Source organism: Ruegeria atlantica (genome assembly GCF_013032505.1).
In the GTDB taxonomy this organism is placed as follows: Bacteria; Pseudomonadota; Alphaproteobacteria; order Rhodobacterales; family Rhodobacteraceae; genus Ruegeria; species Ruegeria atlantica_F.
The window spans coordinates 907,590-932,730 of the sequence record NZ_WQCG01000001.1 but is presented as its reverse complement, the minus strand read 5'-3'; the positions used below and the strand labels follow the sequence as shown (position 1 = coordinate 932,730).

Annotated in this window: 22 protein-coding genes and 2 pseudogenes; 11 read left to right on the top strand and 13 right to left on the bottom strand. The window is 54.9% G+C overall.

Features of this window, described 5'->3' with window-relative positions; all coding sequences use genetic code 11:
• Positions 1-17 precede the first annotated feature (17 nt).
• Entirely contained in the window at positions 18-1,361 is a 1,344-nt protein-coding gene (gene uxaC, locus GOW92_RS04520) for a glucuronate isomerase (protein ID WP_170559344.1), read from the top strand.
• Complete coding sequence (locus tag GOW92_RS04515) at positions 1,362-2,558, top strand: mannitol dehydrogenase family protein (protein ID WP_170558371.1); 1,197 nt, start codon at positions 1,362-1,364, stop codon at positions 2,556-2,558.
• Here GOW92_RS04515 and GOW92_RS04510 read toward each other — a convergent pair.
• From GOW92_RS04510 to GOW92_RS04465, 10 genes and pseudogenes are all read right to left on the bottom strand, one after another.
• Positions 2,545-3,408, bottom strand: coding sequence for a sugar kinase (locus tag GOW92_RS04510; RefSeq protein ID WP_170558369.1), 864 nt, complete (start codon positions 3,406-3,408; stop codon positions 2,545-2,547). The genes GOW92_RS04515 and GOW92_RS04510 overlap by 14 nt on opposite strands.
• Entirely contained in the window at positions 3,405-4,286 is an 882-nt protein-coding gene (locus GOW92_RS04505) for a DMT family transporter (RefSeq protein WP_170558367.1), read from the bottom strand. The genes GOW92_RS04510 and GOW92_RS04505 overlap by 4 nt, the downstream gene beginning before the upstream one ends.
• A 3-nt stretch (positions 4,287-4,289) precedes the next feature.
• Positions 4,290-5,216 (bottom strand): annotated as a pseudogene (locus tag GOW92_RS04500) (NAD(P)-dependent oxidoreductase); the annotation flags it as partial.
• Positions 5,217-5,316: 100 nt separating this feature from the next.
• Positions 5,317-6,321 carry a Gfo/Idh/MocA family protein gene (locus GOW92_RS04495; RefSeq protein WP_170558363.1) on the bottom strand — a complete coding sequence of 335 codons (1,005 nt, stop codon included), beginning with the start codon at positions 6,319-6,321 and terminating at the stop codon, positions 5,317-5,319.
• Entirely contained in the window at positions 6,318-7,820 is a 1,503-nt protein-coding gene (locus GOW92_RS04490) for a UxaA family hydrolase (protein WP_170558361.1), read from the bottom strand. The genes GOW92_RS04495 and GOW92_RS04490 overlap by 4 nt, the downstream gene beginning before the upstream one ends.
• A gap of 24 nt (positions 7,821-7,844) precedes the next feature.
• Complete coding sequence (locus GOW92_RS04485; RefSeq protein WP_058277417.1) at positions 7,845-8,795, bottom strand: phytanoyl-CoA dioxygenase family protein; 951 nt, start codon at positions 8,793-8,795, stop codon at positions 7,845-7,847.
• Positions 8,796-8,805: 10 nt separating this feature from the next.
• Positions 8,806-10,428: a TRAP transporter large permease gene (locus GOW92_RS04480; RefSeq protein WP_170558359.1), complete on the bottom strand. Its 1,623-nt coding sequence runs from the start codon at positions 10,426-10,428 to the stop codon at positions 8,806-8,808.
• Positions 10,428-11,270: a TRAP transporter small permease subunit gene (locus GOW92_RS04475; protein ID WP_170558357.1), complete on the bottom strand. Its 843-nt coding sequence runs from the start codon at positions 11,268-11,270 to the stop codon at positions 10,428-10,430. Before GOW92_RS04475 ends, GOW92_RS04480 begins: the two co-directional genes overlap by 1 nt.
• A 16-nt stretch (positions 11,271-11,286) precedes the next feature.
• On the bottom strand, positions 11,287-12,456 hold the full coding sequence (locus tag GOW92_RS04470) for a mandelate racemase/muconate lactonizing enzyme family protein (RefSeq protein WP_170558355.1): 1,170 nt from the start codon (positions 12,454-12,456) through the stop codon (positions 11,287-11,289).
• A gap of 79 nt (positions 12,457-12,535) precedes the next feature.
• Positions 12,536-13,549, bottom strand: coding sequence for a TRAP transporter substrate-binding protein (locus tag GOW92_RS04465; protein ID WP_170558353.1), 1,014 nt, complete (start codon positions 13,547-13,549; stop codon positions 12,536-12,538).
• 197 nt (positions 13,550-13,746) lie between these two features.
• Between GOW92_RS04465 and GOW92_RS04460 the strand changes: the two genes are divergently transcribed.
• Entirely contained in the window at positions 13,747-14,397 is a 651-nt protein-coding gene (locus GOW92_RS04460; RefSeq protein WP_170558351.1) for a GntR family transcriptional regulator, read from the top strand.
• Here the strand turns inward: GOW92_RS04460 and denD are convergent.
• Entirely contained in the window at positions 14,394-15,362 is a 969-nt protein-coding gene (gene denD / locus GOW92_RS04455) for a D-erythronate dehydrogenase (protein WP_170558349.1), read from the bottom strand. The genes GOW92_RS04460 and denD overlap by 4 nt on opposite strands.
• Positions 15,359-16,243, bottom strand: coding sequence for an NAD(P)-dependent oxidoreductase (locus GOW92_RS04450; protein ID WP_170558347.1), 885 nt, complete (start codon positions 16,241-16,243; stop codon positions 15,359-15,361). Before GOW92_RS04450 ends, denD begins: the two co-directional genes overlap by 4 nt.
• 190 nt (positions 16,244-16,433) lie before the next feature.
• Between GOW92_RS04450 and GOW92_RS04445 the strand changes: the two genes are divergently transcribed.
• The 5 genes from GOW92_RS04445 to GOW92_RS04425 are packed head-to-tail and all read left to right on the top strand — an operon-like array spanning position 16,434 to position 21,368.
• Positions 16,434-17,192: an SDR family oxidoreductase gene (locus tag GOW92_RS04445; RefSeq protein WP_170558345.1), complete on the top strand. Its 759-nt coding sequence runs from the start codon at positions 16,434-16,436 to the stop codon at positions 17,190-17,192.
• Positions 17,189-18,985: an IlvD/Edd family dehydratase gene (locus GOW92_RS04440; RefSeq protein WP_170558343.1), complete on the top strand. Its 1,797-nt coding sequence runs from the start codon at positions 17,189-17,191 to the stop codon at positions 18,983-18,985. The genes GOW92_RS04445 and GOW92_RS04440 overlap by 4 nt, the downstream gene beginning before the upstream one ends.
• 11 nt (positions 18,986-18,996) lie before the next feature.
• Positions 18,997-19,845 (top strand): fumarylacetoacetate hydrolase family protein, encoded by an 849-nt coding sequence (locus GOW92_RS04435; protein WP_170558340.1) that lies wholly within the window; start codon positions 18,997-18,999, stop codon positions 19,843-19,845.
• Positions 19,838-20,761 carry a 2-hydroxyacid dehydrogenase gene (locus GOW92_RS04430; protein ID WP_170558338.1) on the top strand — a complete coding sequence of 308 codons (924 nt, stop codon included), beginning with the start codon at positions 19,838-19,840 and terminating at the stop codon, positions 20,759-20,761. The genes GOW92_RS04435 and GOW92_RS04430 overlap by 8 nt, the downstream gene beginning before the upstream one ends.
• 16 nt (positions 20,762-20,777) lie before the next feature.
• On the top strand, positions 20,778-21,368 hold the full coding sequence (locus tag GOW92_RS04425; RefSeq protein ID WP_170558336.1) for a LysE family translocator: 591 nt from the start codon (positions 20,778-20,780) through the stop codon (positions 21,366-21,368).
• A 47-nt stretch (positions 21,369-21,415) separates the two neighbouring features.
• On the opposite strand, the gene GOW92_RS04420 is transcribed toward GOW92_RS04425, so the two are convergent.
• Positions 21,416-22,183 carry an SDR family oxidoreductase gene (locus GOW92_RS04420; protein WP_170558334.1) on the bottom strand — a complete coding sequence of 256 codons (768 nt, stop codon included), beginning with the start codon at positions 22,181-22,183 and terminating at the stop codon, positions 21,416-21,418.
• A 69-nt stretch (positions 22,184-22,252) separates the two neighbouring features.
• Here GOW92_RS04420 and GOW92_RS04415 point away from each other — a divergent pair, with 69 nt between their 5' ends.
• The 3 genes and pseudogenes from GOW92_RS04415 to GOW92_RS04405 all read left to right on the top strand — a co-directional run bounded on the left by GOW92_RS04415 (position 22,253) and on the right by GOW92_RS04405 (position 25,135).
• On the top strand, positions 22,253-23,311 hold the full coding sequence (locus tag GOW92_RS04415) for an L-idonate 5-dehydrogenase (RefSeq protein ID WP_170558333.1): 1,059 nt from the start codon (positions 22,253-22,255) through the stop codon (positions 23,309-23,311).
• A gap of 4 nt (positions 23,312-23,315) precedes the next feature.
• Positions 23,316-24,122: a phytanoyl-CoA dioxygenase family protein gene (locus GOW92_RS04410; protein WP_254452894.1), complete on the top strand. Its 807-nt coding sequence runs from the start codon at positions 23,316-23,318 to the stop codon at positions 24,120-24,122.
• A 306-nt stretch (positions 24,123-24,428) separates the two neighbouring features.
• Positions 24,429-25,135, top strand: a pseudogene (locus GOW92_RS04405) (IS6 family transposase).
• Positions 25,136-25,141 lie beyond the last annotated feature (6 nt).

The following is a 25,141-nucleotide window of genomic DNA, read 5'->3' as shown; positions in this document are numbered from 1 at the left end:
CTGGTAATTTGAATGGGATGGCAGAAGGCCTGTACCTCGGCATCAAGGACCTCCCGATCGTGTCTCCGCATGGTCACTGCGATCCGGGGTGGTTCGCAACCGATGCGCCGTTTCCCAATCCGGCAGAGCTGCTGGTGGTTCCCGACCATTACGTGTTCCGAATGCTCTATTCGCAGGGTGTTCCCTTGTCCGAACTTGGCGTTGGGGAAGAGGGGCGAAAGAATGATCCTCGCGCCGTGTTTCGCACCTTTGCCGAGCACTGGCATCTGTTTCTGGGAACGCCATCCCGGATCTGGGTGAACTACGTGCTGCATGAAACGCTGGGCGTGTCTGAGGAGTTGTCTTCACGCACAGCAGACCTGATCTATGATAAGATCGCCGAAAAGCTGGCGCGACCCGAATTTCGCCCGAGGGCTTTGTTCGACAAGTTTGGGATCGAGGTTCTGGCCACCACGGATTCCGCTCTCGACGGCCTCGCGGAGCATCGGGATATCCGTGCAAGCGGTTGGGGCGGGCGAGTTATTCCGACGTTCCGCCCAGACGGGGTTTTGGATGGGGCAGACCCGGAGTTCGTACAGAACCTGAACAAGTTGGCCGAGCTGACAGGCTGCGATCTGGGCAGCTATGATGGCTACCTCAATGCGCTGCGAATGCGGCGGGCTTATTTCATCCGGCTGGGCTGTACGGCTACCGACCACGGTATCGAACGTGTGCAGACCGAGTGGCTGGAAGACCCGGATGCGCTGTACCAACGGCTGAGACGGCGGGAAGGGGCCGAACAGGATGCTCGCCGTTTCTACGGGCATATGCTGATCGAAATGGCGCAGATGTCTGTCGATGATGGTCTAATCATGCAGATACACGCGGGCAGCAAGCGCAACACGAACGACGCGGTAATGCGGGACTTCGGACGGGACAAGGGGGCTGACATTCCAATCGCGATGGATTGGGTCACGGGCCTTGAGGCGCTGTTGAACCGGGTCGGAAACTCGCCGGAACTGCGGATCATTCTCTTCACATTGGACGAAAGCACCTATGCCCGTGAACTGGCGCCAATGGCGGGGCATTGGCCGTGCCTTCGGATCGGGCCGCCTTGGTGGTTCCACGACAGCCCAGCCGGGATTGCGCGGTATTTCGATCAGGTCGTTGAAACGGCCGGATACTACAATCTGGCCGGATTCAATGACGACACGCGGGCTTTTCTGTCCATTCCAGCTCGTCACGACCTGTGGCGACGAGGTGTTTCTATTCATTTGGCCGAGCAGGTTGCGCGCGGCTATTTCGGCCGGGACAGTGCCGAGCATCTGGCGCGATTGCTGGCGGTCGATCTGGCGAAACAGGTTTACGGGTTGCAAAGCTAGATGGGTACCATTCTTCACTTCGGTCTTGGAAACTTCGCCCGGGCGCATTTGCTGGACTACACCGATCAAGCGGGCGGATGGGACGTTGTCGGCGTTAGCCTGCGTTCATCCTCGGTTCGGGATGGATTGGCCGGCCAGGGTTTCGAGTACGATTTGTGCGTACAGGGGCAGGGCGTCCGGCGCATAAAAGCTCTGCGGGACGTTCTGGTCGCGCCCGAGGATCGCGCCGAGATTCTCAATGTGATGGCGGATGCCGAGATCATCTCGGCGACCGTCACCGAAAAAGGTTATCACTTGGACGCAGCGGGCAATCTGAACCTTCAGGACCCGGCGATTGCTGCCGATCTGGCGGGGCAGGGGCCCGCAACGCTGATCGGGTTTCTCGCTTTTGGCCTCGCGGAACGGCGCAAGCCAGTGACGGTGCTAAGCTGCGACAATCGCATGGAAAACGGCAAAACGCTTGAAACGGCAGTTGCCGATTTTGCAAATGCAGCCGGTCTGGACGTGAATTGGGACGCAGTTCGCTTTCCCAACGCGATGGTCGACCGGATCACCCCGGCTACCACGGACGCCGTTCGCGCAATCAGCGGCGATCCTATGGCTGTTCCAACCGAGGCGTTCTCGGAGTGGGTGGTCGAGGACAATTTCGTCGGGCCACATCCCGATTGGCCGGGCGTGCAACTGGTCGATGACGTGGCCCCGCACGAGATGCGAAAGCTACGCATGTTGAACGGTGCCCATTCCCTCTTGGCTTATGCCGGGTTGGAGCGAGGCCTGACCTACGTTCACGAAGCGGTTCAAGACCCGGTTTTGCGCCCGCTGGTTACCGAGTTGATGAAGGATGCGGGCGCAACGCTGCCCGCAGCACTGCAAGTACAGGTTCCGGACTATGCCGAGGCTTTGTTGCGCCGCTTTGAAAACCTCGAGCTGGCGCACCGTCTGGACCAAATCGCGATGGATGGCAGCCAGAAGCTGCCGTATCGGTTTGTTCCCACACTCCGTGAGACCGGCTCTCAGGCGGTGATCGCAGGGATGCGGGCCTGGATCTCCTTTTGCATGTCCGAGATCGCCAAGGGCAGGACGCTGAACGATCCTTGCGCGTTGGAAATCGCCTCGGCTGTCACACAGCAAGATCCGGTAGTGCCGCTTTTGGACCTTGTTGGCGCTGAGGATCTCGCGTCACTTATCCGGGAGTGATCGCGCCGCGGAACTGAACAACGGTGGACGCCAGATTGTGTCCGGCCATCAGGGCCTTGGCCTGCGATTTTCCTGTCAGCAAGGCTGCGAGGTACCCACCGTTGAAACTGTCGCCCGCCGCTGTGGTATCCAGCACGTTTTTGGCAGGCTCATAGGTTTGGTCAATGTTCTGACCAATGGACAGAGGGCCATCCTCTCCGCGTTTCAATGCACCGACACCGTGATGATCGGTAAAGCGTGCCGCCACTTGATCCGCGCATTCCCCGAACAGTGCCATCTCGTCGTCGATAGATGGTAGGGCAATATCTGCACGCTGCCAAAGCCGTTGGTTGATCTGCCGGGCGTGTTCGGCGCTGTCCCAAAGACGCGGACGAAAATTGCTGTCATAGACCAACCGGACTGAAGAGCCTTCGAGCCAGTCCAGAAGCGCAAGCCTTACTGAATGCGGAAGAATGGCCACGGAAATCCCTGACAAGTACAGCACGTCGTAACCTTTCAGCGAGCTGAAGTCATGATCGGCAAAAAGCTGGCGGGCGGCCGCCTCGCTGCGCCAATAGGTGAAGCTGCGTTCACCGTCCGCAGAGGTCGTGATCGCGTATAGTCCCGGAGAAGCGTTGGGAATGATGCGGATGCCGGATGTCCCGATGCCATGGCTGGCGATAAAGTCCGCGATGCGCCCTGAGAACGGGTCGTCGCCCAGACATGTCACATACTCCACCTGCAGATCAGGAGCCGCGCGGTGCATGTAGATGGCTGTGTTCAGCGTATCCCCCGCGACGCCCACCTTCGCGCCGGTCTCCAGCATGGACAATTCGATCATTGCTTCACCGATGCAGGCAATTCGCGTCATTTCTTTTCTCTTTTCCAGATGATGAGCCCGGCGACCATGATCAGCGCAGCCCCTGCCAACGTGAATGCGTCCGGTACTGTGTCAAAGAACAGATAGCCCCAGATCGCAACGTAGATCAGGAACGAATAGGTGAATGGCATCAACTGGTTCGCCGTTCCGAACCGATGCGCGTTCGTCAGCAGTTGATGCCCGCACCAGCCAAAGACGCCTAGGCTGATCAGGACTATCAGGCTCCACATGTTTTCCGGCTGAACCCAAAACCAGATGGCGAAGGGCAGCAGGACCACCGTCCCGGTAAGCCCGAGGTAGAATTGCATGGTGTCCACGGCAACAACCCCGGACAGCCTGCGCGTCATGATCGAGTAAAAAGCCAACGCGGTGGCGTTGTAAACTATCAGCAGCATGGTCGGATGAAAGGCCGAGCCAAAGGGCCGCACGACAACCAACACCCCCAGAAAACCCAGGATGATAGCCGCCCAACGCCATGGTCCCACTCTCTCCTTCAAAACGAAAACGGACAGGAAGCACACGATGACCGGGCTTGAGAACATGATTGCCGACACGACGGTCAGAGGCAAAAACCGCAGGGCAAAAAAATTGAAAACGGTCGCCGAGATCAGCAGCAAGGCCCGGCTAATGACCTGCCATGGATGGTCGGTCTTGAACCGGCTGGCCTCAATCCCGCCCTTGGCGATCACGCCCACAGAGATCACGAAGTGCCCCGCATAACGCATGAACGCCAACTGAAATGCCGGCACGCCGGCCAATGCCAACCACTTGGCCCCAAGGTCCACCAGCGAAAAGAATAGCCACGCCGTCAGCATCAGCACGATGCCAAGGCGCGGCAGGTCCGCATTGGGGTTGGCGGTGACAGCCATCGATCAGGTGTTGAAACGCTTGACGTAGTAGTCAACCATCTGGCTGACCATGTCATCCGCCTGTCCGTGGTCGCGCGCGTCATTCAGCGCCAAAAGCGCCCCCTGCGACATCACGCTGGTAACGCCTGCTTCGCGCGCCATGCGGTCATAATACCCAAGGTCTTTCGCCGCGTTCTTGATGGCGAAGGCCAGTTGGTTTGGGTCATTCTCGACGCCGTAGGCTTTGACGAAATCCATCATTCCGGAATGCAGCGGCCCTGCGGCCATAACGTCATACACCTGCTCGCGGTCAACACCCGTGATATCTGCCATGGCAAAAGCTTCGGCCATCGCGTTCGCGACGGTCATTCCGAAGAAGTTGTTGATCAGCTTGATCGTGTGTCCGGATCCAACGGGGCCAAGGTAAAAGACGTTTTCGCCCAAATCCTTCAGTGTCGGCTCGGCTTTGTCGAAGGCAGCCTTGTTGCCGGACGTCATGATGTTGAGCTTGCCTTCGAGCGCGTGCGCCGGCGTCCGGCCAAGCGGTGCATCAAGATAGCTTCCACCGGCTGCGGCAACCTCTTCGGCCAAGGCGCGTGTACTGCCTGGGAGAGAGGTGCCAAAGTCGATGACGGCCGCCCCGGGTTTCAATCCCGCAATCACTCCATCTGTACCTCGCATTCGACCCTCGACCTGTTCGGAGGTGCCCATGCACAACATCACGATGTCGCTGGCCTGAGCCAGTTCTTGGGCGTTGTGCATCTCGCGGGCGCCCCGGTCAATCGCGGCGTCCAGGTGTGTGCGGTCGCGGTTTCCCAATACAGCGACCGAGTATCCTTGGTCCAACAGCCGGCTCACCATGGCTCCGCCCATTAGTCCCAAGCCGATAAACCCGATTGATGGTTTGCTCATAGGTCTCCCTTTCCGTGAATGTGTAAGGTTTCCATTCTTGTGTCTGGTGCGGGCGGCTTTTCAGTTTAATTGCTCATTTTGCCCGGTGGAATATCATTGATTTTTGAGTGGTCCGGTATTTTGCCGGGCCGCATGTCCATCAGGCCGGCGCCCGCGCTCGAGTTGTTCGCGCCTTTAGCCCCTCTTCTATCCATGATGTGACCTCGAGCGTCCGGGCTGCATCCTCGACGTCGATCAGTGGAGGGGCGCCGTCGATCACGTCAAGGAAATGATCCAGTTGCACCTCCAATGGTGCGCGTTGCTGTTCCGGTCGTGTAAGCTGGTCCTTTTGGGCCGCAGTCCCCCAATCCTTTCCACGCCACAGTGTCATGGAGGGAAAACTCACAGCACCACTGGTTCCCGTGATCCACATCATGTCCTGGTGGGTCGTGCCGATATTCGGGTTTTCGCCGGTTCCGGCCTCAAACCCCCAAGGGCTGGGTGAAGTGTCGGCAAAGCTGATAGTCCCCGTCGCGCCGTTTTCGAACGCGATCGCAACAGCCCCGCTTTCTATCCTATCCGATCCGCGGATTGATGCTCCGGGCAGGGCGACGACATCCGAGATTTCTCCAATCACAAAGCGCAAGACATCGATATCATGCACCAGATTGATCATGACTGGACTGCCATCAGATGTCCGCCAGTTCTGTTCAAAATAGCTCTGGGGTTTACGCATGGCCCACAGCAACGAGACGTTGATGACTTGTCCGATCGTACCTTGCGCGATCACCTCTTTCAGGTGCTGCAAGGTTGTGTGATACCGCCGATGGTGGCCTACAAGGCTGCGGACATCGGCCTTGCGAACGGCCGCCCTCAAGCGCTGGGCATCGTCGACCGATGCGGCAACCGGCTTTTCGATCAGCATGTGCCAACCGCGGGATGCGGCCAGAATGCCATGTTCGGCATGCAGGCGGGTTGGCGTCGCGATGATGACACCATCTACCGGGCCCTGAACCTCGTCCATACTGGCGAAACGCGGCGCGTCGACGTGGATCGAGCCATCTGGATCGGCCAACCCGACCAACACGCAGCCGGGATGCTCGATCACGGCGCGCACGTGGCGGATACCGATTAATCCGCCGCCGGCTACAAGAATCCGTTTCACATCACCGCTCCGATTTGCCAGGGAACGAATTCGTAGTCACCCAAGCCTTGCGCCTCTGATTTGGTCCGCGCGCCAGAGGCGACTTGCAGAAGCCTTCGGTATATTTCCTGTCCTTTTTCTTCGACGCTGGCACCTTTGGTCAGAATGTCGCCCGCATCCACGTCCATGTCTTCCGGCATGCGCGCTGCCAATTCAGAATTGGTAGCGATTTTCAGCGTGGGCGCCGGTTTCGACCCAAAGGCAGAACCGCGCCCTGTGGTGAAGCACACTAGGTTGCATCCGGCGGCGATCTGCCCGGTCACCGAGGCCGGGTCATATCCGGGGCTGTCCATGAAGGTGAATCCTTTGGCGGTGATGGGTTCGGCGTATTTGAATACACCGGTCAATGGGGTTGTTCCGCCCTTCGCCGCTGCCCCCAACGACTTCTCAAGGATGGTCGTCAGACCGCCTTGCTTGTTGCCGGGACTTGGGTTGTTGTCCATCGAACCGTGATTGCGGGCGGTATAGTCCTGCCACCAATCGATCAGTCCGATCAGTTTTTCCCCAGTTGCACGACCAAGGGCGCGGCGGGTCAAAAGGTGTTCGGCTCCGTAGATTTCGGGCGTTTCCGCAAGGACTCCTGTGCCTCCTTGGGACACCAACAGGTCGCAGGCATGCCCGAGCGCAGGGTTTGCGGTCACGCCTGACCAAGCGTCCGATCCACCGCATTGCAGCGCAACTATCAATTCAGACGCCGGGGCTTCGCTGCGCCTCACCTCATTCGCAATGGGCAGCATCTTGTTAATCTTGCCGATGCCCGCTTCCACGGTCCGGCGCAATCCGGCGACGTTCTGGATGTTCATCGTCTGGAAGGTGGGACTTTGCTTCAGACCATACGCGTCCAGCAGCCAGTCGATCTGGTTCATCTCGCAGCCCAGACCGACCATTAGAACGGCAGCGTGGTTGGGATGTTTCGCAAACCCCCACATGACCCGTTGAAGTGCTTCGAAACCGTCGCCGGAATCGGCCATTCCGCAGCCCGTTCCGTGGACAAAGGCCACCACGCCGTCGACGTTCGGAAACTCGGCCAACTTGTCCGGCGTGAAGTGGTTGGCGATCATACGGGCCGCAGTCGCCGAACAATTAACTGTGGTCAGAACCGCGATGTAATTGCGCGTGCCGACCCGACCACTGTCCCGGTGGTAGCCCATGAACGTATCGACCGAGGTGGCGGGTTTCATGGGCCTGTGATCCGTCGCAAACTCGTAGTCCACACTAGTGTTGCGGAACTCGATATTGTGGGTGTGCACATGGTCGCCAGGTTCGATCGGTTGGGTGGCGTAACCGATGATCTGGGCGTATTTTCTGACTGGATCACCCGGTGCAAGATTTCGCGTGGCAACCTTGTGTCCCGAGGGGATGCGCGCATTGGTCGTGACATCCTCGACCATACTGCCGACCTCCAGGGGCCGAGTTGCAACCACCACGCTATCCGTTCGATCTAAACGTACAAAAGTCATAATCAGCTTTCCTGGCGGCAGCAGCTAGGCGCAGAACGGTGAGTCCGATGTCCATCGGTGAATATCTATGTGCGGTTGTCCGGACAGCCTTGCTCGCGCCGCTTCCCAATTGGAATTGCAGACACGCCAATCTCGCAGTTCGGTTTCGGGGTGCGATCTGGACCTCGCGATGAAGCTGGGGAAATGGTCTCGACCGGTGGGCTGGCCTGCCGCACTGAAGCGAATGTCGAACGACCAGCGGAACCGGTCCGTTTCATTGACCAGCGAAGCATGTGGCGTCAGAGGGTGAAACAGGATGATCCCGCCCGCCTTGACAGGAAGGGGCACAGCCCGGCCTTCGTCAATGAATCCGTCGGCAATACCAGTCTGCGTCCGCGCGCAATGCGGTAGGATGGATTGGTCCTGTGCCTTTGGCAGCACTTGCAGGCAGCCGTTTTCGAGCGTTGCATCGTTGACGGCAATCCACACCGTGACCATGTCGGTCTGATCCGCATCCTCCAACGCAACCGCCCGGTCCTGATGCCAGTCCGTCGCTGTGATGTGCGCGCGCACCTCATCCTTGGACAGCTTGAGAGCGGGGGGCTTCAGCCGAACGTGCTGGATTGGATTGCTCACCAACTCTGGCCCGATCAACTGCTCGACAATGTCAAGCATGGGCCGGGCCGTTAGCAAGTCGAACACTGCAGGCCCGATATGGAACGGTGTGTCCGCCATGATCCGATCGCCGGGCAACGAGATGTCCAGCGGCTGGAAATAGTCGCAACCGGCCTGATAAGCGGACAGAAGTTTGTCCCAGAAGGTCATTCCAGACGGTTCGTCCTTGACCAGCCCTTTTTCGTACCAACCGTCATAGAGCCGGCTCAGGACATCCGAGTATTCGGTCTGTACCCGATCAAGGACATCGGCAGGGATAACATCCTCGACCACGAGGTATCCGTCCGTCTGGAACTTGCCAATCTGATCTTGTGTCAGCATGGGTGCGACCTCACAACAGCAGCGCGATGATGCCCGGCCAAATCAGAAGAACGGAAAGCGCCAGCAACTGGATCCCGATGAATGGCAGGAAGCCGCGGAAGATATCCGTCAGACTGATATGTGGCGGGGCCACCGACTTCAGGTAGAACGCGGCCGGGCCAAATGGGGGCGAGAGGAAGCTGACCTGCATGTTCATACAGAACACGACGCCGAACCAGATGGCGACATGACTCGGCTCCAACTGGCCAAAGACTCCGATTTCTTCGATAGGAAGGCGCAGGACGATCGGCAGAAAGACCGGAATAATCAACAGCACGATGCCGACCCAATCCATGAATGCGCCCATGAACAGCAAGATCAGCATCATCACCAGAATGACCAGCATGGTTGGCAGCTCCTGGCCGACGATTAGGTCAGCCACGTATTGGGGCCCGCCAGCAATGGTGTAGGCACCCGCCAGCGCGGCGGCCCCGATCGTAACCCAGATGATGGTGCCTGTGGATTTTAGGGTTCGCATCAAGCTGTCCCAAACCAGCTCGAACGATCCTTCGCCCCGCAGGATGGCGATAATCAGAACGGCGAAGGCGCCCATGCCCGCAGCCTCGGTGATGCCTGTGATCCCGCCATAGATCGAGCCGAGCACGACGCCGATGACGACCAGCGGAGCGACGAGGCCTTTGCCCATTTCCCACCCGATTTTAGCGCGCTCTCTGCCAAAGACGAAGAAGATCAGCAGAAGGGCAACGATCGTGATGCCGGCAAACCAGGGCATGTAGTCAGCCGTTCCCAGCCTCGCGGGCTCGCCCTGGCTGGCAGCGTTCGAGCCTGAGAGCTCGAAAAACGCGGCCCGGATAAACAGAACGGTGGAAAATCCGGCGACGACGATGCTCATGAAGGCCCCAAACAGTTTGCGTTTTTCGGCCGGTTCGGGGTCGTTCGGATCCGGTTCCGGCAGCGGAGCGTGATGAGGATTCAACTGCGTGCGGATGATGATGTACAGGATTATCATCGAGGCCAGCATGAAGCCGGGAATGAAAGACGCGGTGAACAGCGACTTGATCGAGGTTTCGGTGATCAGCCCATAGATGATCAGAACGATGGAGGGAGGGATCATGGTGCCCAGCGAACCCGAGGCGCAGATGACGCCGATCGCGAGATTTTGATCGTACCCTAGGCGCAGCATCTGGGGCAGGGCGATAAGTCCCAGCAGGACAACCTCACCACCGATTATGCCGGACATGGCTGCCATGATCACCGCCATGATCGAGGTCACGATCGCGATGCCGCCGCGTGTTCTGGACAGCCAGACATTCAGCGACGAATACATGTCACGCGCGATCCCGGACCGCTCTAGCAGCGACGCCATGAAGATAAACAATGGCACTGATATGAGCACGTAGTCCGTTAAGAGCCCGTATATTTTCTGTGCCAGGATATAGAGCGGCCCAGTCCCTGGCCGACCGGTGAGAACCCCGTCGCCGAATGAAAACGGGTTCAAAAGCAGTGTCGGTTCGAACTTCAGGACAAGAACCAGAACCGCAAGCGAAGCCGAGGCCAGACCCAAGGGCATTCCGATCGCCAGAAGCACGATCAGGGCGACCATCAGAATGAGTGAGATTGTTCCAATATCCATCAGTCTTGTCCCACCGCTCGTTTGATCATTTCAATTTCGTCTTCGTCCGGTTCATCTGTGTGGATTTCCGGTTCTTTGTTCCAATCGGCGATCAAGTTCAAAATTGCTTGCATTGCGACGAGCGTAATCACGATCAGCACCATCGGCTGCAACGTCGCCGGGATCGGAGGATTGAAGGCGGAGCCATAAAGCTCCCATTTATAGAGCTTGTTGACGAACACCTGTTTGTAGCTGCCGTAGACCAAAAAGAAGGCAAACAGCACGATCAGTATTGTCGAAACCGTATCAAAAACGCGTTGAAGCCAACGTGGAACTGCGTCGTAGAGCAGGAATATTCGAATGTGACTGCGTTGCTGCATGGCGTAGTAGCCGGACATCAGAAACACAAAGCTGGCGAACCAAAGTGTCATTTCGTTGGCCCACTCGGTCGGCTTTTCCAGGATATAGCGCATGAAGACTTCGTAGAGCATGACGACAGTCATGATTGCGATCATCATCATCGTAACTCGTCCTATGAACAGGGCGAAACGATCCATAACCGTCGTGCCTTCGAACTCCATCGTCGCTGGGCGCACTGTCTTGGTGCCAATCACTGCAAGAAACGGTAGAAGGACGAGCGCGGCGACGTCGATGATGTCGACATAACCCCCGAACACGCCAGACAATTCGGGCGTGATGTCGCTGCGCAGATATATTTCTGTTACCTGACTTTTGAGGGATTCAGAGGTGTAGGGCAGCCAATCCAATAGGAATGCAGGGAGATGCCAAACAAGCCAACTGGCCGTCGCGACGAAGGCCAACGGTATGAGCCATTCAATTGGTCCGCCTGAATTCTTATGCATCGCGTAACCCTCGTCCCTATCCTTCGATCCTGTAGTGATCGATAAAGTCTCGATCCGGCTCGACACCCAGTCCGGGCCCAGTCGGGATCATGACACGACCGTTGTTGGCCTTGACCTGATTTTGAATTCCCAGCGGTACGGTCAGCAGATCGTCCCGAAACTTGTTGTCCGTTGTGTCGAACTCCAGCATCGGCTCCCACGGATGCAAGCCGCCTGGAATCGCGGGCATGGCCGCCAGTAACTGCAGATTAGTTGCGACAGCGATGGCGCTACCCCAGACGTGATTTACGACCGGAGTGAAATGTGCGTGGCATAGGGCCAGTACCCTGAGATACTCTGAAACACCGCCCAAAGCGCAAACTTCTGGCTGCGCTATATCGATGCCGCGATTTTCAAGAAGACTGCGCCAGGCCCAGCGATTGAATACCGTCTCACCGCCCGAAATGTTGACTTTCAGCGAAGTGCGCAATTCGCGGTATCCGTCAATGTCTTCTGGCGCGACGGGTTCTTCGAACCAATATGCGTCCAGTTCTTCCAGCGACCGACCGACGTAGAATGCGTCCGAAGTCGTATAGGCATGGTTTGCATCGACCATAAAGGGAAAGTCGTCACCAACCCCGCGTCGAACGGCTTCGCACAGCTTCACATCAGGCTTCGGGCCAAAGCCCGTTTTCATTTTGGTGGCGGTGAATCCCATCTCCTTGATCTTTGAGGCTTCATCCTCAAAACGGCTGGCCAGATTGGAAATCGGTTCATCCCTGAGCATCATGCCGTAGCCGTAGCAAGGAACGCTTGCGCGATGTGCGCCGCCGACAAGCTTATGGAGGGGGAGGCCAGAGATTTTGCCGGTGATGTCCCAAAGTGCAATGTCCACACCGGACAAAGCCTGTATTGGCATTCCGCTTTGGCCATGGTCTCGCAAAAGGTTGTACACCTTGTGCCAGATCACGTCTTTGTCCAAAGGGTCCATGCCAAGAACCATTGGTTGGATGACCTTTTCCACGATGGATTTGTTGGCAATGGCTACGTTTCCGGGACCAAAGCACTCCCCCCAACCAGTTACCCGTTCATCTGTCTGAACCTCGACCAGATGAGTTGTACGCTTGTCATAATACTGTTGCGAGTAGCCCAGAACTTCCGGCATGTCGTACTGCAGTACGTGACTTATTATTCTGGTGATTTTCATGAAGCTCTGGATCCCGGCGCCGAACCGGAGAGGCCGCTAGTGCGGCCCTTCCGTGTGTCGTAAGTCGGTCGCAGCCTGACTACTGCATCGCGCCCAGGTCACGCAGGAAGTTGATATGGCTTTCCAGCAGCGCCTGTGCTTCAGGGGTCGTTGCGAACTCAGTCCACCCGACTTGAACGGCCGCGCGATAGGCTGCCAGATCTTCAGGCGACCATTCGTACAACTGAACGCCTTTTGCTTTCAGGTCTTTTGCAGTCTGAGCGTTCTGCACTTCGTTGATGGTCGCATTGTGCAATGCCAGGCTATCCATTGCGACTTCCATAATCTTCTTATGGTGCGCGGGCATTGCTTCCCAAACGTCTTTGCGACAGGCAAGGTGGTCCGCGGGCATCGAGTGGAAACCGGGATAGTTTGTGTGACCTGCGATCTCGTACAGGCCCAGGCCCACATTGTTCGTCAGGTTCGCAGCATCCGCACCATCAATGATGCCGGTTTCCAAAGCTGTGAAGATTTCGTTGAAGTCCATAACGATCGGAGAAGCACCAAGTTCCGCGAACACTTTGGTCGCAAGGCCTGGAGGGGAGCGGAATTTCCAATCTTTGAAGTCGTCCACTTTTGCAATCGGCTTGGTCGAAGAAAGCGACTCCGGCCCGGGAATCCACCATCCGATGAATTCCATGTCGTAGCCGTTGTATAAATCATTTACAGCTTCTCTTCCGCCGCCATGAAGAAGCCAAGCCATTTGCTGATAGGGGTTCTGATATCCGCCGAGCAGGTCGCCCGCAAACTGGAAGGCCGGGTTTTTACCGGTCTGATAGCCGCCGCCCGTCATGTCGCAATCCAGAATTCCGGTAGCTGCGGCATCGAAGGTTTCAACTGATTTGACCACCGAAGAGGAATAGAACATTTCAACTTCGATTTCGCCGTTCGACATTTCCTGAATGTCTTCAACGAATTTTGCAGCCATCTGGCCTGACAGAGTTTCGGGCGAAAAATGGGTTTGAATTCTAAGCTTCGTTGTTTCAGCCATCGCGAAACCGGCTGCCATTGTCGTGGCTACGGCCGCGAGGGCCGCTGTCTTGACTATTTTCATATTGTCCTCCCAGACGTTGAGCGTGCGCGGTGTGGAAGATCTTGCCGCCTCCTTTGCTGTCGCGCAGGTAAACGTTAAGCCGACGAATCGAATGCAACAAGAAAAAATTGAAATTTTTAAAAAATTCGAGATTCTTGCGATAATTCGAAAATAAGGTTAGGACGCTACTTGGACAAAACTTGAAGGTGCATACTGGAATGAACGACGAAATAGATATTTATCAAGATCTTAAGATGCGCCTGATCTCTAATGGATTCGAGCATGGAGCCAAGGTGCGGGCTGAAGAACTTCGTAAAGTGTATGGCTGTTCTGCGAGCGCCGTTCGTGAAGTCCTTTTTCGTTTGGCCGCTGTTGGTTTGGTGGACTTTCAGGAACAAAAAGGTTTCCGCGTGCCAATGCGTTCGCCGCAGAAGCTTATCGAATTGACGCACGTCCGTGTTCTGTTGGAGGCCGAAGGCACCGCAATGTCGATCCGTAATGGCGGGGTGGATTGGGAAGCAAGATTGACGGCCGCACATCACAAACTTAGCCATATCGAAAAACGCATTCACGCCACAGACGACCCGAGCGGCCTTATCGAGATATGGTTTGCCTCGGAAAAGGAATTTCACGAAACACTTATTTCTGCCTGTGGCTCGGAAACTTTAAAACAAATGCATAGCCGAGTTTACGCGCAATTCAGACAGCAGTTGATGGTGGCAGACCGGAACTTTGAATTCATTTCTCAGAACATAAGACACCATGCCGATATACTTGAAGCAGCATTGTCAGGGGATGAGCAGTTAACACGAGAGAAAATTCACGACCATCTGGAACGCCATCTAACTGGAAAGACGATGGGCGACTAAAGCCGAAAATCGTCTTCCAAATACACGCGAATGATTTCGTCGAAGCTTGATTCCGCCTTGAACCCCAACTCCAGAGCGCGATCTGTTTGAAAGTCTCGCGGCCAATTCTTGACTATTCGTTCGATTGTCTCGTCGGGTTCTTGCCTGATTAGGCCAACCGCTTCTTGGCCGGCCACTTTGCGCAGAGCTTCGATTTGTTCGGCGACGGTGCAACTTACGCCAGGCATGTTCAATGCGCGTCTGTCATTCAAAAGCTGCGTGTCCATTGTTGCTGCGTGGGTCAAAAAAGTCGCAGCGGCGCGGGGGCTGGCGTGCCAGTGGCGAACGGTTTCGGCAACTGGCAAGACAGCCTCATCCCCATTCAATGGCTCTCGGATTATACCTGAAAAGAAGGACGAAGCGGCAGCGTTGGCTTTGCCCGGGCGCACACACAAAGTGGGCAAGCGCAAGGAAATACCGTCGATATATCCTTTCCTGCTGAAATCCGTGATCATCAATTCAGCCGCCGCTTTCTGCGCTCCGTAACTTGTCAAAGGTGCCGAGAGGAATTCATCGCTTATCTTTTCGGGGAATGGTGACCCGAAAACTGCTATGGACGAGGCAAAAACCAGGCGCGGTGTGTACTCGCTTTCTGAAGCTTCGTGTTGATCCTTAAGTGCGTTCAGCAGTGCCCACGTTGCCATAAGGTTTACATCCCAACCCAACGCAAAGTCTGTTTCAGCTTGGCCTGAAACGATAGCTGCAAGATGAAAAATGACGTCTGGCCGCTGCGTAGCGAAAGACTTAGCTATGCCTGTCGCAGTCAAGTTCCCCACAATTTGATTACCTGCCGCACTGTCGGGCGGGAACGAGAGATCGAACAGTGAGACTTGGGCATCGGCTCCAAAGGTTTCTTGGATCGACACGCGATGGGCCAGTTTCTGGCCCAGCATTCCTCCGCCGCCTATAATCAGGATCCGCGTCACAGCATTCCGTTCCGTTTTTTGAGTTCCAGATACAAAGCCGAATGATCCAGTTCGGCCCCATCCATTTCGTCTATCAGATATTCGAAGCGGTCGCGCACAGATCGGGTGCTGGGTAGCTCAACGCCAAGGCTTCCCGCTTCCTCTAGCGTATTGTCCAAATCCTTTAGTTGAAACTTAGACAAACCCCCGGGTGTAAAATTTCCATCAGACATGCGTTCGCCATGTTGTTGCAAGATAATACTATCCGCAAAGCCCCCCTTTAGTGCGGCCCTCAACGCGGTGGGGTCCGCACCGCCTTGCTGAGCCAGTAGAGTCGCCTCGGCGACTGCCGATATTGTTACAGCGACAATTGTTTGATTGGCCAATTTGCACAATTGACCAGAACCACTTGGGCCAACATGCACAGGCCGGCCCATTGCTGTCAGAACCGGTCGCACGCGCTCCATAACGTCCTGACCGCCACCGACCATGATCGCAAGGGTGCCAGCTTCGGCACCTTTGGTGCCACCGGAAACCGGGGCGTCCAGATGCAGCACCCCCATCGAGGAAAGCTGCGCGGATTGCTCTCTTGCGTGTTCGGGTTTGGCGCTCGACATATCAATCCAGATCATCCCCGGTTTGAGTTGCTCGCGGAAAGCCTCGTCAGCAAGTAGCGCGCCGGTCGCGTATCCATCCGAGAGCATGGTTATTATTACGTCTGCACCCGAAACCGCCAGCGGGGCAGTTTCCACCAATGTCGCGCCTTCTGCTGCCAACGGTTTTGCCTTTTTCAAGCTGCGGTTCCATACAGTGAGCGGAAACTCGGCGCGCAAAATATTCCGCGCCATAGGAGCTCCCATCAGGCCGGTTCCCAACAGAGCCACTTTGAACTGCTTGCTCATCATCTACTGTCCTTCCGAAGGTGCGCCACGCATGGTTATGGCCAAACCAAAATCTCTGTCATACGCTAACGGCTCTGGGCCCACATGCCAGAAGTCGTTGCAAATCCGCCAAGGTTTCTTTGCTTCTCGGTTGATCTGTGGGACGACGTAACACTTGTCCAGTCGCCACTTTTGAGGTCGGAATATTTATATGTCAGAAAGACTTAAGGGGAAAAGCGTCCTGGTCACAGCCGCCGCGCAGGGGATCGGACTTGCAAGCGCAATTGCAATGGCAAGAGAGGGTGCAAAAGTCTATGCGACGGATATTAGCCCCAAAAAACTAAATTTGATTCGCGGTCAGAATCTCGAAAATCTCGAAATTTTCGAGATGGATGTGACGAATAATGACAGCATTCATCATGGGGTCGCGCGAGCGAAGCCGGACGTTTTGTTCAACTGCGCAGGGTTCGTGCATCACGGAACTATTCTGGATGCAACCGATGAAGAGTGGGATTTCGCCATGGACCTTAATGTGCGCTCAATGGTGCGCACGACAAAGGCTGTATTGCCGGGAATGCTAGAGCGCGGAGGAGGCTCGATAATCAATATGTCTTCCGCGCTGGGTTCCATAATCGGTGCGCCAAATCGTTTTGTATATGGAACGACAAAAGCCGCTGTTGTTGGGCTGACGAAATCGGTAGCCGTGGACTTCATAACAAAAGGAATCCGGTGCAATTGCATTTGTCCGGGAACAGTCGACAGTCCCAGTTGGCGTGACCGCGTAGATGCGTTGGGAGAGCAACTGGGCAGCAGAGAAGAGGCCCTTGCACAATTTGTGGCGCGACAGCCTATGGGGCGTGTAGCGAAAGTAGAAGAGATTGCTGCATTGGTCGTCTATCTGGCGAGCGATGAAAGTGCATTCACCACAGGACACACGCACATAATTGACGGGGGTTGGTCAGGCCAATGACAAAAGTATCAAAAAACGATTTGCGATCTCGCAAGTGGTTCATGAATTCTGAGAACCTTGAGATGACGGCATTGTATCTGGAAAGATACCTGAATTACGGATTGACCCGTGAGGAACTGCAATCAGGCAAACCGATCATTGGCATTGCTCAGACCGGCAGTGATTTGAGCCCCTGTAATCGGCATCATATCGAATTGTCCAAACGTGTTCGCGATGGAATCATCGCCGCCGGGGGAACGTGCATCGAAATACCGGTCCACCCGATACAAGAGACAGGTAAACGGCCAACGGCGTCACTCGACCGCAACCTGGCTTATCTGTCCTTGGTTGAGAGTCTATTCGGGTATCCGATTGATGGCGTTGTTCTGAACATTGGTTGCGACAAGACCACGCCCGCGCTTCTTATGGCCGCTGCGACCGTCAACATCCCAGCGATTGCCCTGTCGGTCGGCCCCATGCTCAACGGTTGGTGGAAAGGTGAACGCGCCGGATCGGGAACGGTTATTTGGAAAGCGCGCGAAGACCTTGCGGCTGACGAAATCGACACCGATGAGTTCATGGAGATCGCAGCCGCCGCAGCACCTTCGGTGGGTTATTGCAATACGATGGGAACAGCAACGACCATGAATTCGCTTGCTGAGGCTTTGGGTATGCAATTGCCCGGATCAGCAGCCATTCCAGCCCCGTATAGAGAGCGCGGTCAAATCAGTTATGAAACGGGTAAACGCATTGTGGACATGGTCTGGGAGGATCTACGCCCCAGCGATGTGATGACACGTCAGGCTTTTGAGAATGCGATTGTTATCAACTCTGCGATTGGTGGATCGACGAACGCTCCGATCCACCTGAATGCAATCGCCCGGCATCTTGGTGTTCCATTGACCAACGATGACTGGCAGAAACTTGGCCACGACGTTCCACTGTTGGTTAACATGCAGCCTGCGGGTGAGTATCTGGGCGAAGACTACCAACAGGCCGGAGGTGTACCCGCCGTTGTCGGAGAGCTTCTTGATGCTGGATTGCTACCGCATCCCGATGCGATAACGGTGAACGGTAAGACGATGGGCAATAACTGCTCGACGCGCCGGTCTCAGAATAGCGACGTAATCAAGCCTGTCAGTAGCCCGGTTAAGCAGCAGGCGGGGTTCATCAATCTCTCGGGCAACCTGTTCGAGAGTGCGATTATGAAGACGTCTGTGATCTCACAGGCATTTCGAGAGACCTACCTGTCGAACCCGGATGATCCTAATGCATTTGAGGGCAGGGCGGTTGTGTTTGATGGGCCTGAGGACTTTCACCATCGGATCGATGATCCTGCAGAAAACATCGACGCAAACTGTATTCTGATTATGCGCGGAGCTGGACCAAAAGGATACCCTGGTGCTGCAGAGGTCGTGAACATGCGGCCGCCCGCATATTTGTTGAAACAGGGCATCGAAGCCCTTCCTTGCATCGGTGATGGACGGCAATCCGGGACATCAGGAAGTCCGTCTATCCTGAATGCCTCACCCGAAGCTGCAGAGGGTGGTGGGTTGGCCTTGGTGCGAAATGGTGACCGACTGCGCATCGATCTTGGCAAAGGCACAGCAGATATGCTGGTTTCGCTTGAAGAACTGCATGAACGCGCCCGCGATCTGGAGGCAAAGGGTGGGTATTCAACCCCGCCCAACCAATCCCCCTGGCAGGAATTATTCCGCGAAAAAGTAGATCGGTTGGATCGCGGTATGACGCTCAAGGGTGCAGAAAACTACCGCGATATCGCGCGAGGCTTCATGCCACGCGATAACCACTAAAAGGAACAGAAATGAAACTTGTTCGTTACGGAGCCAATGGCTCGGAAAAACCGGCCCTGGTCGACTCTGAGGGTCAATTGCGGGATCTGTCCGCTCATATCAATGATATCACGGGGGATATGTTGGATGACGGAACGCTTGATAACCTGCGGTCATTGGATCCGAACAACCTGCCAATTGTAGAGGGTGACCCTCGTATCGCGCCGTGTGTCGGTGACATCGGTAAATTTCTTTGCATCGGTCTGAACTACTCGGACCATGCTGCAGAAACCGGCGCAGATATTCCCGAACATCCGATACTTTTTTTCAAGGCGAACTCAGCTGTCATTGGTGCCTATGACGATGTTGTCATGCCGCGGGGATCTACACACACCGACTGGGAATGCGAACTGGGCGTCGTCATCGGAAAAACCGCCAAATACGTTTCCAAGGCCGACGCACTCGAATATGTTGCGGGCTATTGCATCGTAAACGACGTGTCGGAAAGGCATTTTCAAACGCAACTGACAGGTCAATGGACCAAAGGAAAATCCTGCGACACATATGGCCCTACCGGCCCGTGGTTAGTGACCCGGGATGAGGTGCCGGATCCTCAAAGTCTTGGTATGTCACTGGATGTAAACGGTCAGCGCATGCAAACCGGGAATACCGCCACGATGATCTTTTCCGTTGCCGAGATCATTGAGCATCTAAGCCAACTTTTTACACTGCACCCCGGTGACGTCATTTCAACCGGAACACCGCCCGGTGTTGGAATGGGGATCAAACCGGAACCAGTTTATCTGAAAAAAGGCGACGTCATGGAGCTTCGTATCGATGGGCTTGGCGTTCAGCGGCAAGAGGTCGGCCAAGATGACTGACTTATTGCAAATCGGAGGGATCACTGAACGGATGCGAGAACGCCTGTCCTCAGTGTTCAATATTCAACAATTGGACGATTTCAACGCGGAAAGTATTACGCATATCGTTACAAATGGGCATGATGGCGTTCCGCATGACCTAATGATTTCACTCAGTAATCTGAAGATGATCAGCGTCTATGGAGTCGGTTACGACGCCGTCGACGCAAGTGCTGCGGCTGAGCGCGGGATTGTTGTGACTCACACGCCCAATGTGTTGAACAAAGAAGTCGCAACCACCGCCGTTCTGCTGTTGCTGTCATGTTATCGAGAGCTCGTACGTGACGATAATTACGTTCGGTCCGGACGGTGGGAAGTTGAAGGTAATGCCCCTTTGACGCGATCAGCGGACAATCAAAAAATAGGCATTCTTGGTCTTGGTCGCATTGGTCAGGCGATTGTTGATAAGTTGGAGCCGTGGGCCCCCGAAATCTCATATCACACCCGCAATCAAAAGGATGTCCCGTACCGATATTTCGACAATTTGGTTGAAATGGCAGAGCATGTGGACGTCCTCATATGCATCACGCCCGGCGGCCCGTCGACCAATAGGCTGGTCAACGCTGAGGTGTTGCGCGCGTTGGGGGCAGACGGCACTCTGATAAACGTTAGTCGAGGTTCGGTTGTCGACGAAACTGCCTTAATTAGTGCATTGCAAAACGGTGAGCTCGGGTGGGCAGGGCTTGATGTCTTCGAGGACGAACCGCGCGTTCCAAAAGCATTGCGCGAGTTGTCCAATGTCGTTCTTCTCCCTCACGCTGGTAGCGCGACTTTTGAGACGCGTGCAGCAATGGGTGACCTGACTGTCGACAATCTCCTGCAACACCTTAAGGACGGATCGGTGATCACAGCTGTGCCGGAATGCAGAGATCTGTAGAAGGCCAATCTGAATAGTGTTTGAGTTTGCCGTTGCGGTTTTCTTTCTGCTGATTACGCCTGGCCCAGGTGTTTTGACAACTGCGGGTATTGGATCAGCATTTGGTTTTCGAGCTGGGCTCGCTTTTGTGGCCGGTTTGATGCTGGGCGGGTTCATCAACATGATGTTTGTTGTCTCTGGAGTCGCTGCAGTAGCTTTGGCTATACCGGTACTTAGAACTTTGCTGCTATTTGCCTCTGTTGGGTATTTGGGATTTCTTGCCTGGCGTATTGCAAGAGCTGGCTCAAAGGTCGGGTTTTCCCCCGCGGTCTCGCCACTTGGTTTTGCGAACGGGCTGACACTTCAGTTCATTAATCCCAAGGCTTACGTGGTTGGCACTGCATTGTTTTCAGGGTTTGCCTTTTTGCCCGATGCGCCCGTTTGGGAGGTCGTCATAAAAATCGTAATATTCAATATGGTTTGGGTGCCAGTGCACATGATCTGGCTGGGTGCTGGCGCGAAGCTAGGCAGCCTTGATTTAAGTGAGAGATCACATCAAAGGATCAACTTTGCGATGGCGGCTTCATTGATGGTTGTTGTGGTGACTGCTTTGGCGTCGGCGCTTTAAACAAAGCCTGCGTCAGTCGTACCTAGCAGACGGTTGAAAGACACAAATCAAAGTGACGCCGTTATTCCGCCATCAACGTAGAGAGTATGTCCATTGACGAAACTGGATGCAGGGGAGGCAAGGAATATGGCGGCGCCGACAAGTTCTTCCACATTGCCCCAGCGACCGGCCGGGGTGCGTTTCTCGAGCCATGCACTAAACTCAGGGTCAGCAACCAATGCGGCGTTCAAAGGTGTATCGAAATATCCAGGCGCAATGGCATTGCAGTTTAGGCCATACTTAGCCCAATCAGTCGCCATTCCCTTTGTAAGGTTGGTCACGGCACCTTTTGTCGCCGTGTAAGGCGCAATACCCGGTCTTGCCAATGCGGATTGAACCGACGCAATGTTAATGATCTTGCCTGACTTTCTTTCAATCATGTGCCGTGCCACAGCCTGACCGACATGAAAGACGGACGCTACATTTGTCTGTAGTAGGTGCTCGAAGGCATCAGCGGGGAAATCCTGTAGCTCCGTCCTGTATTGCATTCCGGCGTTGTTTATCAGGATGTCTATGGGGCCGACATTGTCTTCAAAGTTGTCCACGGCAGATCGGACACCTTTATGATCGGTTGCATCGAACGAAAGTTCACGTACTGAGGCGCCTGTTTCGCTCAACTCGGATGCCGCTGCCGCTAGTTTCGCGGTGTCGCGCCCGTTCAAAACGACTTGCGAACCGGCGGCAGCCAAGCCACGGGCCAACGCAAATCCAATGCCTTGGCTAGAGCCTGTTACTAGTGCGCGTTTTCCCTCTAGGTTGAACATTTCAAGCATCATGCAAAAACCCCTTGGTTGTCAGCACCGACTATCCGTATCTTTTGGCAATATGTATAGGGAGTCTGTGCAATGTCTTCGGCCAATGTTGCTGTTGTTATCCATGCCGCAAAAGATCTGAGGTTGGAAAACCGGGACGTACACGACGTGGGGCCAGACGAAGTCTTGATTGCCATGCGCGCGGGTGGGATTTGCGGCTCTGACCTGCATTATTATAACCACGGTGGTTTCGGTGCGATCAAGTTGCGTCAGCCGATGGTGCTAGGACATGAAGTCGCCGGAGAAATCGTGAAAGTCGGGTCAAGTGTGCAGGGGCTGCACTTAGGCCAATTGGTTGCAGTTTCTCCATCCCGCCCTTGCCAAGCCTGCATTTATTGTCTGAACGGGCAGCAAAACCACTGTCTTGATATGAAGTTCTATGGCAGCGCGATGCCGTTCCCGCATATCCAAGGCGCTTTTCAAAGCAAACTCGTGGCGAAAGCCAGTCAATGTGTTCCGGCAGATGGGTTGAGCCCTGCGCAGGCCGCTATGGCCGAACCTGTGGCTGTCTGTTTGCACGCGATTAAACAAGCCGGGAACCTCTTAGGCAAAACGGTACTTATAACGGGATGCGGCCCGATTGGCTGCCTCACGATCTTGGCGGTACGCCGTTCTGGAGCGGCCAGAATAGTGGCGACGGATATCTCGGACCAGACCCTCGCTCTGGCGCGTGAATGCGGGGCAGACGATGTCATCAACACCTACGCCGATCCGCAAAAACTGGAGCAGTTTGAAAACGACAAGGGCCAGGTTGATGTCCAACTGGAGTGTTCTGGGGCTCAATCGGCTCTGGCTTCTGGCGTCGCATGCTTGCGACCGGGTGGAACATTGGTTCAGCTTGGTCTGGGTGGAGATATGACTGTGCCAATGCAGGCGTTGACTGCAAAAGAGATAGTGCTTCGCGGGTCTTTCCGTTTCCATTCCGAGTTCTCAGTCGCGGTCGAGATGATGCGAAGCGGACTAATAAACGTCGACCAGTTGGTGACGCATTCCTTCGAAGTTGGCGAGGCTGTTACTGCCTTTGAGGTCGCGTCTGATCGAAGCCAATCAATGAAAGTGCAGTTAACGTTTCCGGAAAATGACGATGGATAGGCGAATGCGTGATATTGCAAAGACTTATGAAAGAGACGGTTTCGTAGCTCCGCTGGATATCCTGACAGCTTCCGAGGTCCAAACGCTGCGCGATGATTTTGAGAAAGCAGAGCTTATTCTCAGAGACGACCCAGAGAAACTCAAGCTTCTATATTCTTATCCAGACAGGCTGATACCATCATTCGATGCACTTCTTCGCCATCCGAAGCTGATTGAGGCTGCTTCAAAAGTGTTGGGGCCGGACCTCATGGTTTGGAGCGGTGCACTTTTCGTAAAAGAAGCGCGATCATCGAAGATAGTCTCGTGGCACCAAGACTTGACCTATTGGGGTTTGGATGATGCTGAAGAGGTAACCTGTTGGGTTGCGATTTCAGAAGCGTCTGAGCAAAGCGGGTGTATGAGGTTTGTTCCTGGCAGCCATAAAAGCCGGATCGTGCCTCACGTGGACACCTTCAGCGAAAACAATCTTTTGTCACGTGGGCAGGAAATCGCAGTCGATGTGAACGAAAAAGATGCAGTTGCTGCCGAATTGCGTGCAGGGCAGGCATCCATGCATCACGGGCATCTCTTTCACGCATCAGGGCCCAATAACACGGACGATAGACGCATTGGTGTGGCGTTGCGTTTCATAAAGCCCTCAATGAAACAGCAAAACGGAGTGAAAACTTTGGTTGCGCTAGTCGCAGGGCGAGATGATTTTGGGCATTTTTTAGTTGCGTCCTCCCCTCAGGGTTTTTTGCATGAGAACGATTTCGTTTTGTGTCAAAGGGATGCAGATCGCAAGAAACAAATACTCTTCGCCGGAGTGTAATGACTCCCTTCGCGAGCTCAGACCCATTGCTATATCGACTGAGAAACCGCCCTGAATCGCGAAAACTAGTAGACAATTAAAAGTTAACATAGTCGCTAAGCTTTTCTTCCACTGGGCGAAAAGTTGCAGAGGAAGTCTACGGCAGGTTCGAAATCAAAATAGTCATTACAAACTCTAAAAGTATTCTGTTTAATTTCTATTTTGCGATCGTTGCGCTTAGCGCCTCTTCCTTTGTTTTGACCATTTCGGGGTCTTGTCAGATTAACTTTGCTTGAGCGGGGCAGGGCGGGTGCATAACATTTAGGAATGACCAAACCTGCCACCTTCAAGTACTTCAAAACCAGTCCTGAGATCATCCGCCTGGCGGTGATGCTGTATATTCGGTTTCCACTCTCGCTTTGGAATGTCGAAGATCTGCTGCATGAGCGAGGCATCGAGGTGAGTCACGAAACTGTCCGATATTGGTGGAACAGGTTTGGCCCAATGTTTGCTGCCGAGATCAGACGAAAGCGTGTTCAGCAACTCCGAGCCTTTTCAAAATGGAAGTGGCACGTTGACGAGGTTTTCGTGAAGGTAAATTGCAAACGCCACTATCTCTGGGGGCTGTTGATCACGAAGGCGAGGTGCTGGAAGCCGTTGTCACGAAGCGCCGAAACAAAGCTGCAGCACTGAAATTCCTCAAAAAATTGATGAAGCGGCACGGCAAAGCTGAAGAAGTAGTCACAGATCGCTTTGCATCCTACAAGGCGGCGCTCAGAGACTTGGGTGCGTTGGAAAAGCAAATGACGGGCAGATGGCTCAACAACCGTGTTGAGAATTCGCACCTGCCGTTCCGACACAGAGAACGCGCCATGCAACGGTTCAGGCGTATGCGAAGTTTGCAGAAATTCGCTTCCGTCCACTCCTCCGTTTACAACCATTTCAACCAGGAAAGATCGCTAGCCAGCAGAGACATCTTCAAGCTGACACGCAACGCCGTTCTTACCGAATGGCGCGAACTTGGTGCGGGATAAAGGACA

Bases quoted from the DNA above. Each gene is read 5' to 3' on its own strand.
- uxaC (WP_170559344.1), top strand. From the start codon at position 18: ATGGCAGAAGGCCTGTACCTCGGCATCAAGGACCTCCCGATCGTGTCT.
- GOW92_RS04515 (WP_170558371.1), top strand. From the start codon at position 1,362: ATGGGTACCATTCTTCACTTCGGTCTTGGAAACTTCGCCCGGGCGCAT.
- GOW92_RS04510 (WP_170558369.1), bottom strand. From the start codon at position 3,408: ATGACGCGAATTGCCTGCATCGGTGAAGCAATGATCGAATTGTCCATG.
- GOW92_RS04505 (WP_170558367.1), bottom strand. From the start codon at position 4,286: ATGGCTGTCACCGCCAACCCCAATGCGGACCTGCCGCGCCTTGGCATC.
- GOW92_RS04490 (WP_170558361.1), bottom strand. From the start codon at position 7,820: ATGACTTTTGTACGTTTAGATCGAACGGATAGCGTGGTGGTTGCAACT.
- GOW92_RS04485 (WP_058277417.1), bottom strand. From the start codon at position 8,795: ATGCTGACACAAGATCAGATTGGCAAGTTCCAGACGGACGGATACCTC.
- GOW92_RS04480 (WP_170558359.1), bottom strand. From the start codon at position 10,428: ATGGATATTGGAACAATCTCACTCATTCTGATGGTCGCCCTGATCGTG.
- GOW92_RS04475 (WP_170558357.1), bottom strand. From the start codon at position 11,270: ATGCATAAGAATTCAGGCGGACCAATTGAATGGCTCATACCGTTGGCC.
- GOW92_RS04470 (WP_170558355.1), bottom strand. From the start codon at position 12,456: ATGAAAATCACCAGAATAATAAGTCACGTACTGCAGTACGACATGCCG.
- GOW92_RS04465 (WP_170558353.1), bottom strand. From the start codon at position 13,549: ATGAAAATAGTCAAGACAGCGGCCCTCGCGGCCGTAGCCACGACAATG.
- GOW92_RS04460 (WP_170558351.1), top strand. From the start codon at position 13,747: ATGAACGACGAAATAGATATTTATCAAGATCTTAAGATGCGCCTGATC.
- GOW92_RS04450 (WP_170558347.1), bottom strand. From the start codon at position 16,243: ATGAGCAAGCAGTTCAAAGTGGCTCTGTTGGGAACCGGCCTGATGGGA.
- GOW92_RS04445 (WP_170558345.1), top strand. From the start codon at position 16,434: ATGTCAGAAAGACTTAAGGGGAAAAGCGTCCTGGTCACAGCCGCCGCG.
- GOW92_RS04440 (WP_170558343.1), top strand. From the start codon at position 17,189: ATGACAAAAGTATCAAAAAACGATTTGCGATCTCGCAAGTGGTTCATG.
- GOW92_RS04435 (WP_170558340.1), top strand. From the start codon at position 18,997: ATGAAACTTGTTCGTTACGGAGCCAATGGCTCGGAAAAACCGGCCCTG.
- GOW92_RS04430 (WP_170558338.1), top strand. From the start codon at position 19,838: ATGACTGACTTATTGCAAATCGGAGGGATCACTGAACGGATGCGAGAA.
- GOW92_RS04420 (WP_170558334.1), bottom strand. From the start codon at position 22,183: ATGATGCTTGAAATGTTCAACCTAGAGGGAAAACGCGCACTAGTAACA.
- GOW92_RS04415 (WP_170558333.1), top strand. From the start codon at position 22,253: ATGTCTTCGGCCAATGTTGCTGTTGTTATCCATGCCGCAAAAGATCTG.
- GOW92_RS04410 (WP_254452894.1), top strand. From the start codon at position 23,316: ATGCGTGATATTGCAAAGACTTATGAAAGAGACGGTTTCGTAGCTCCG.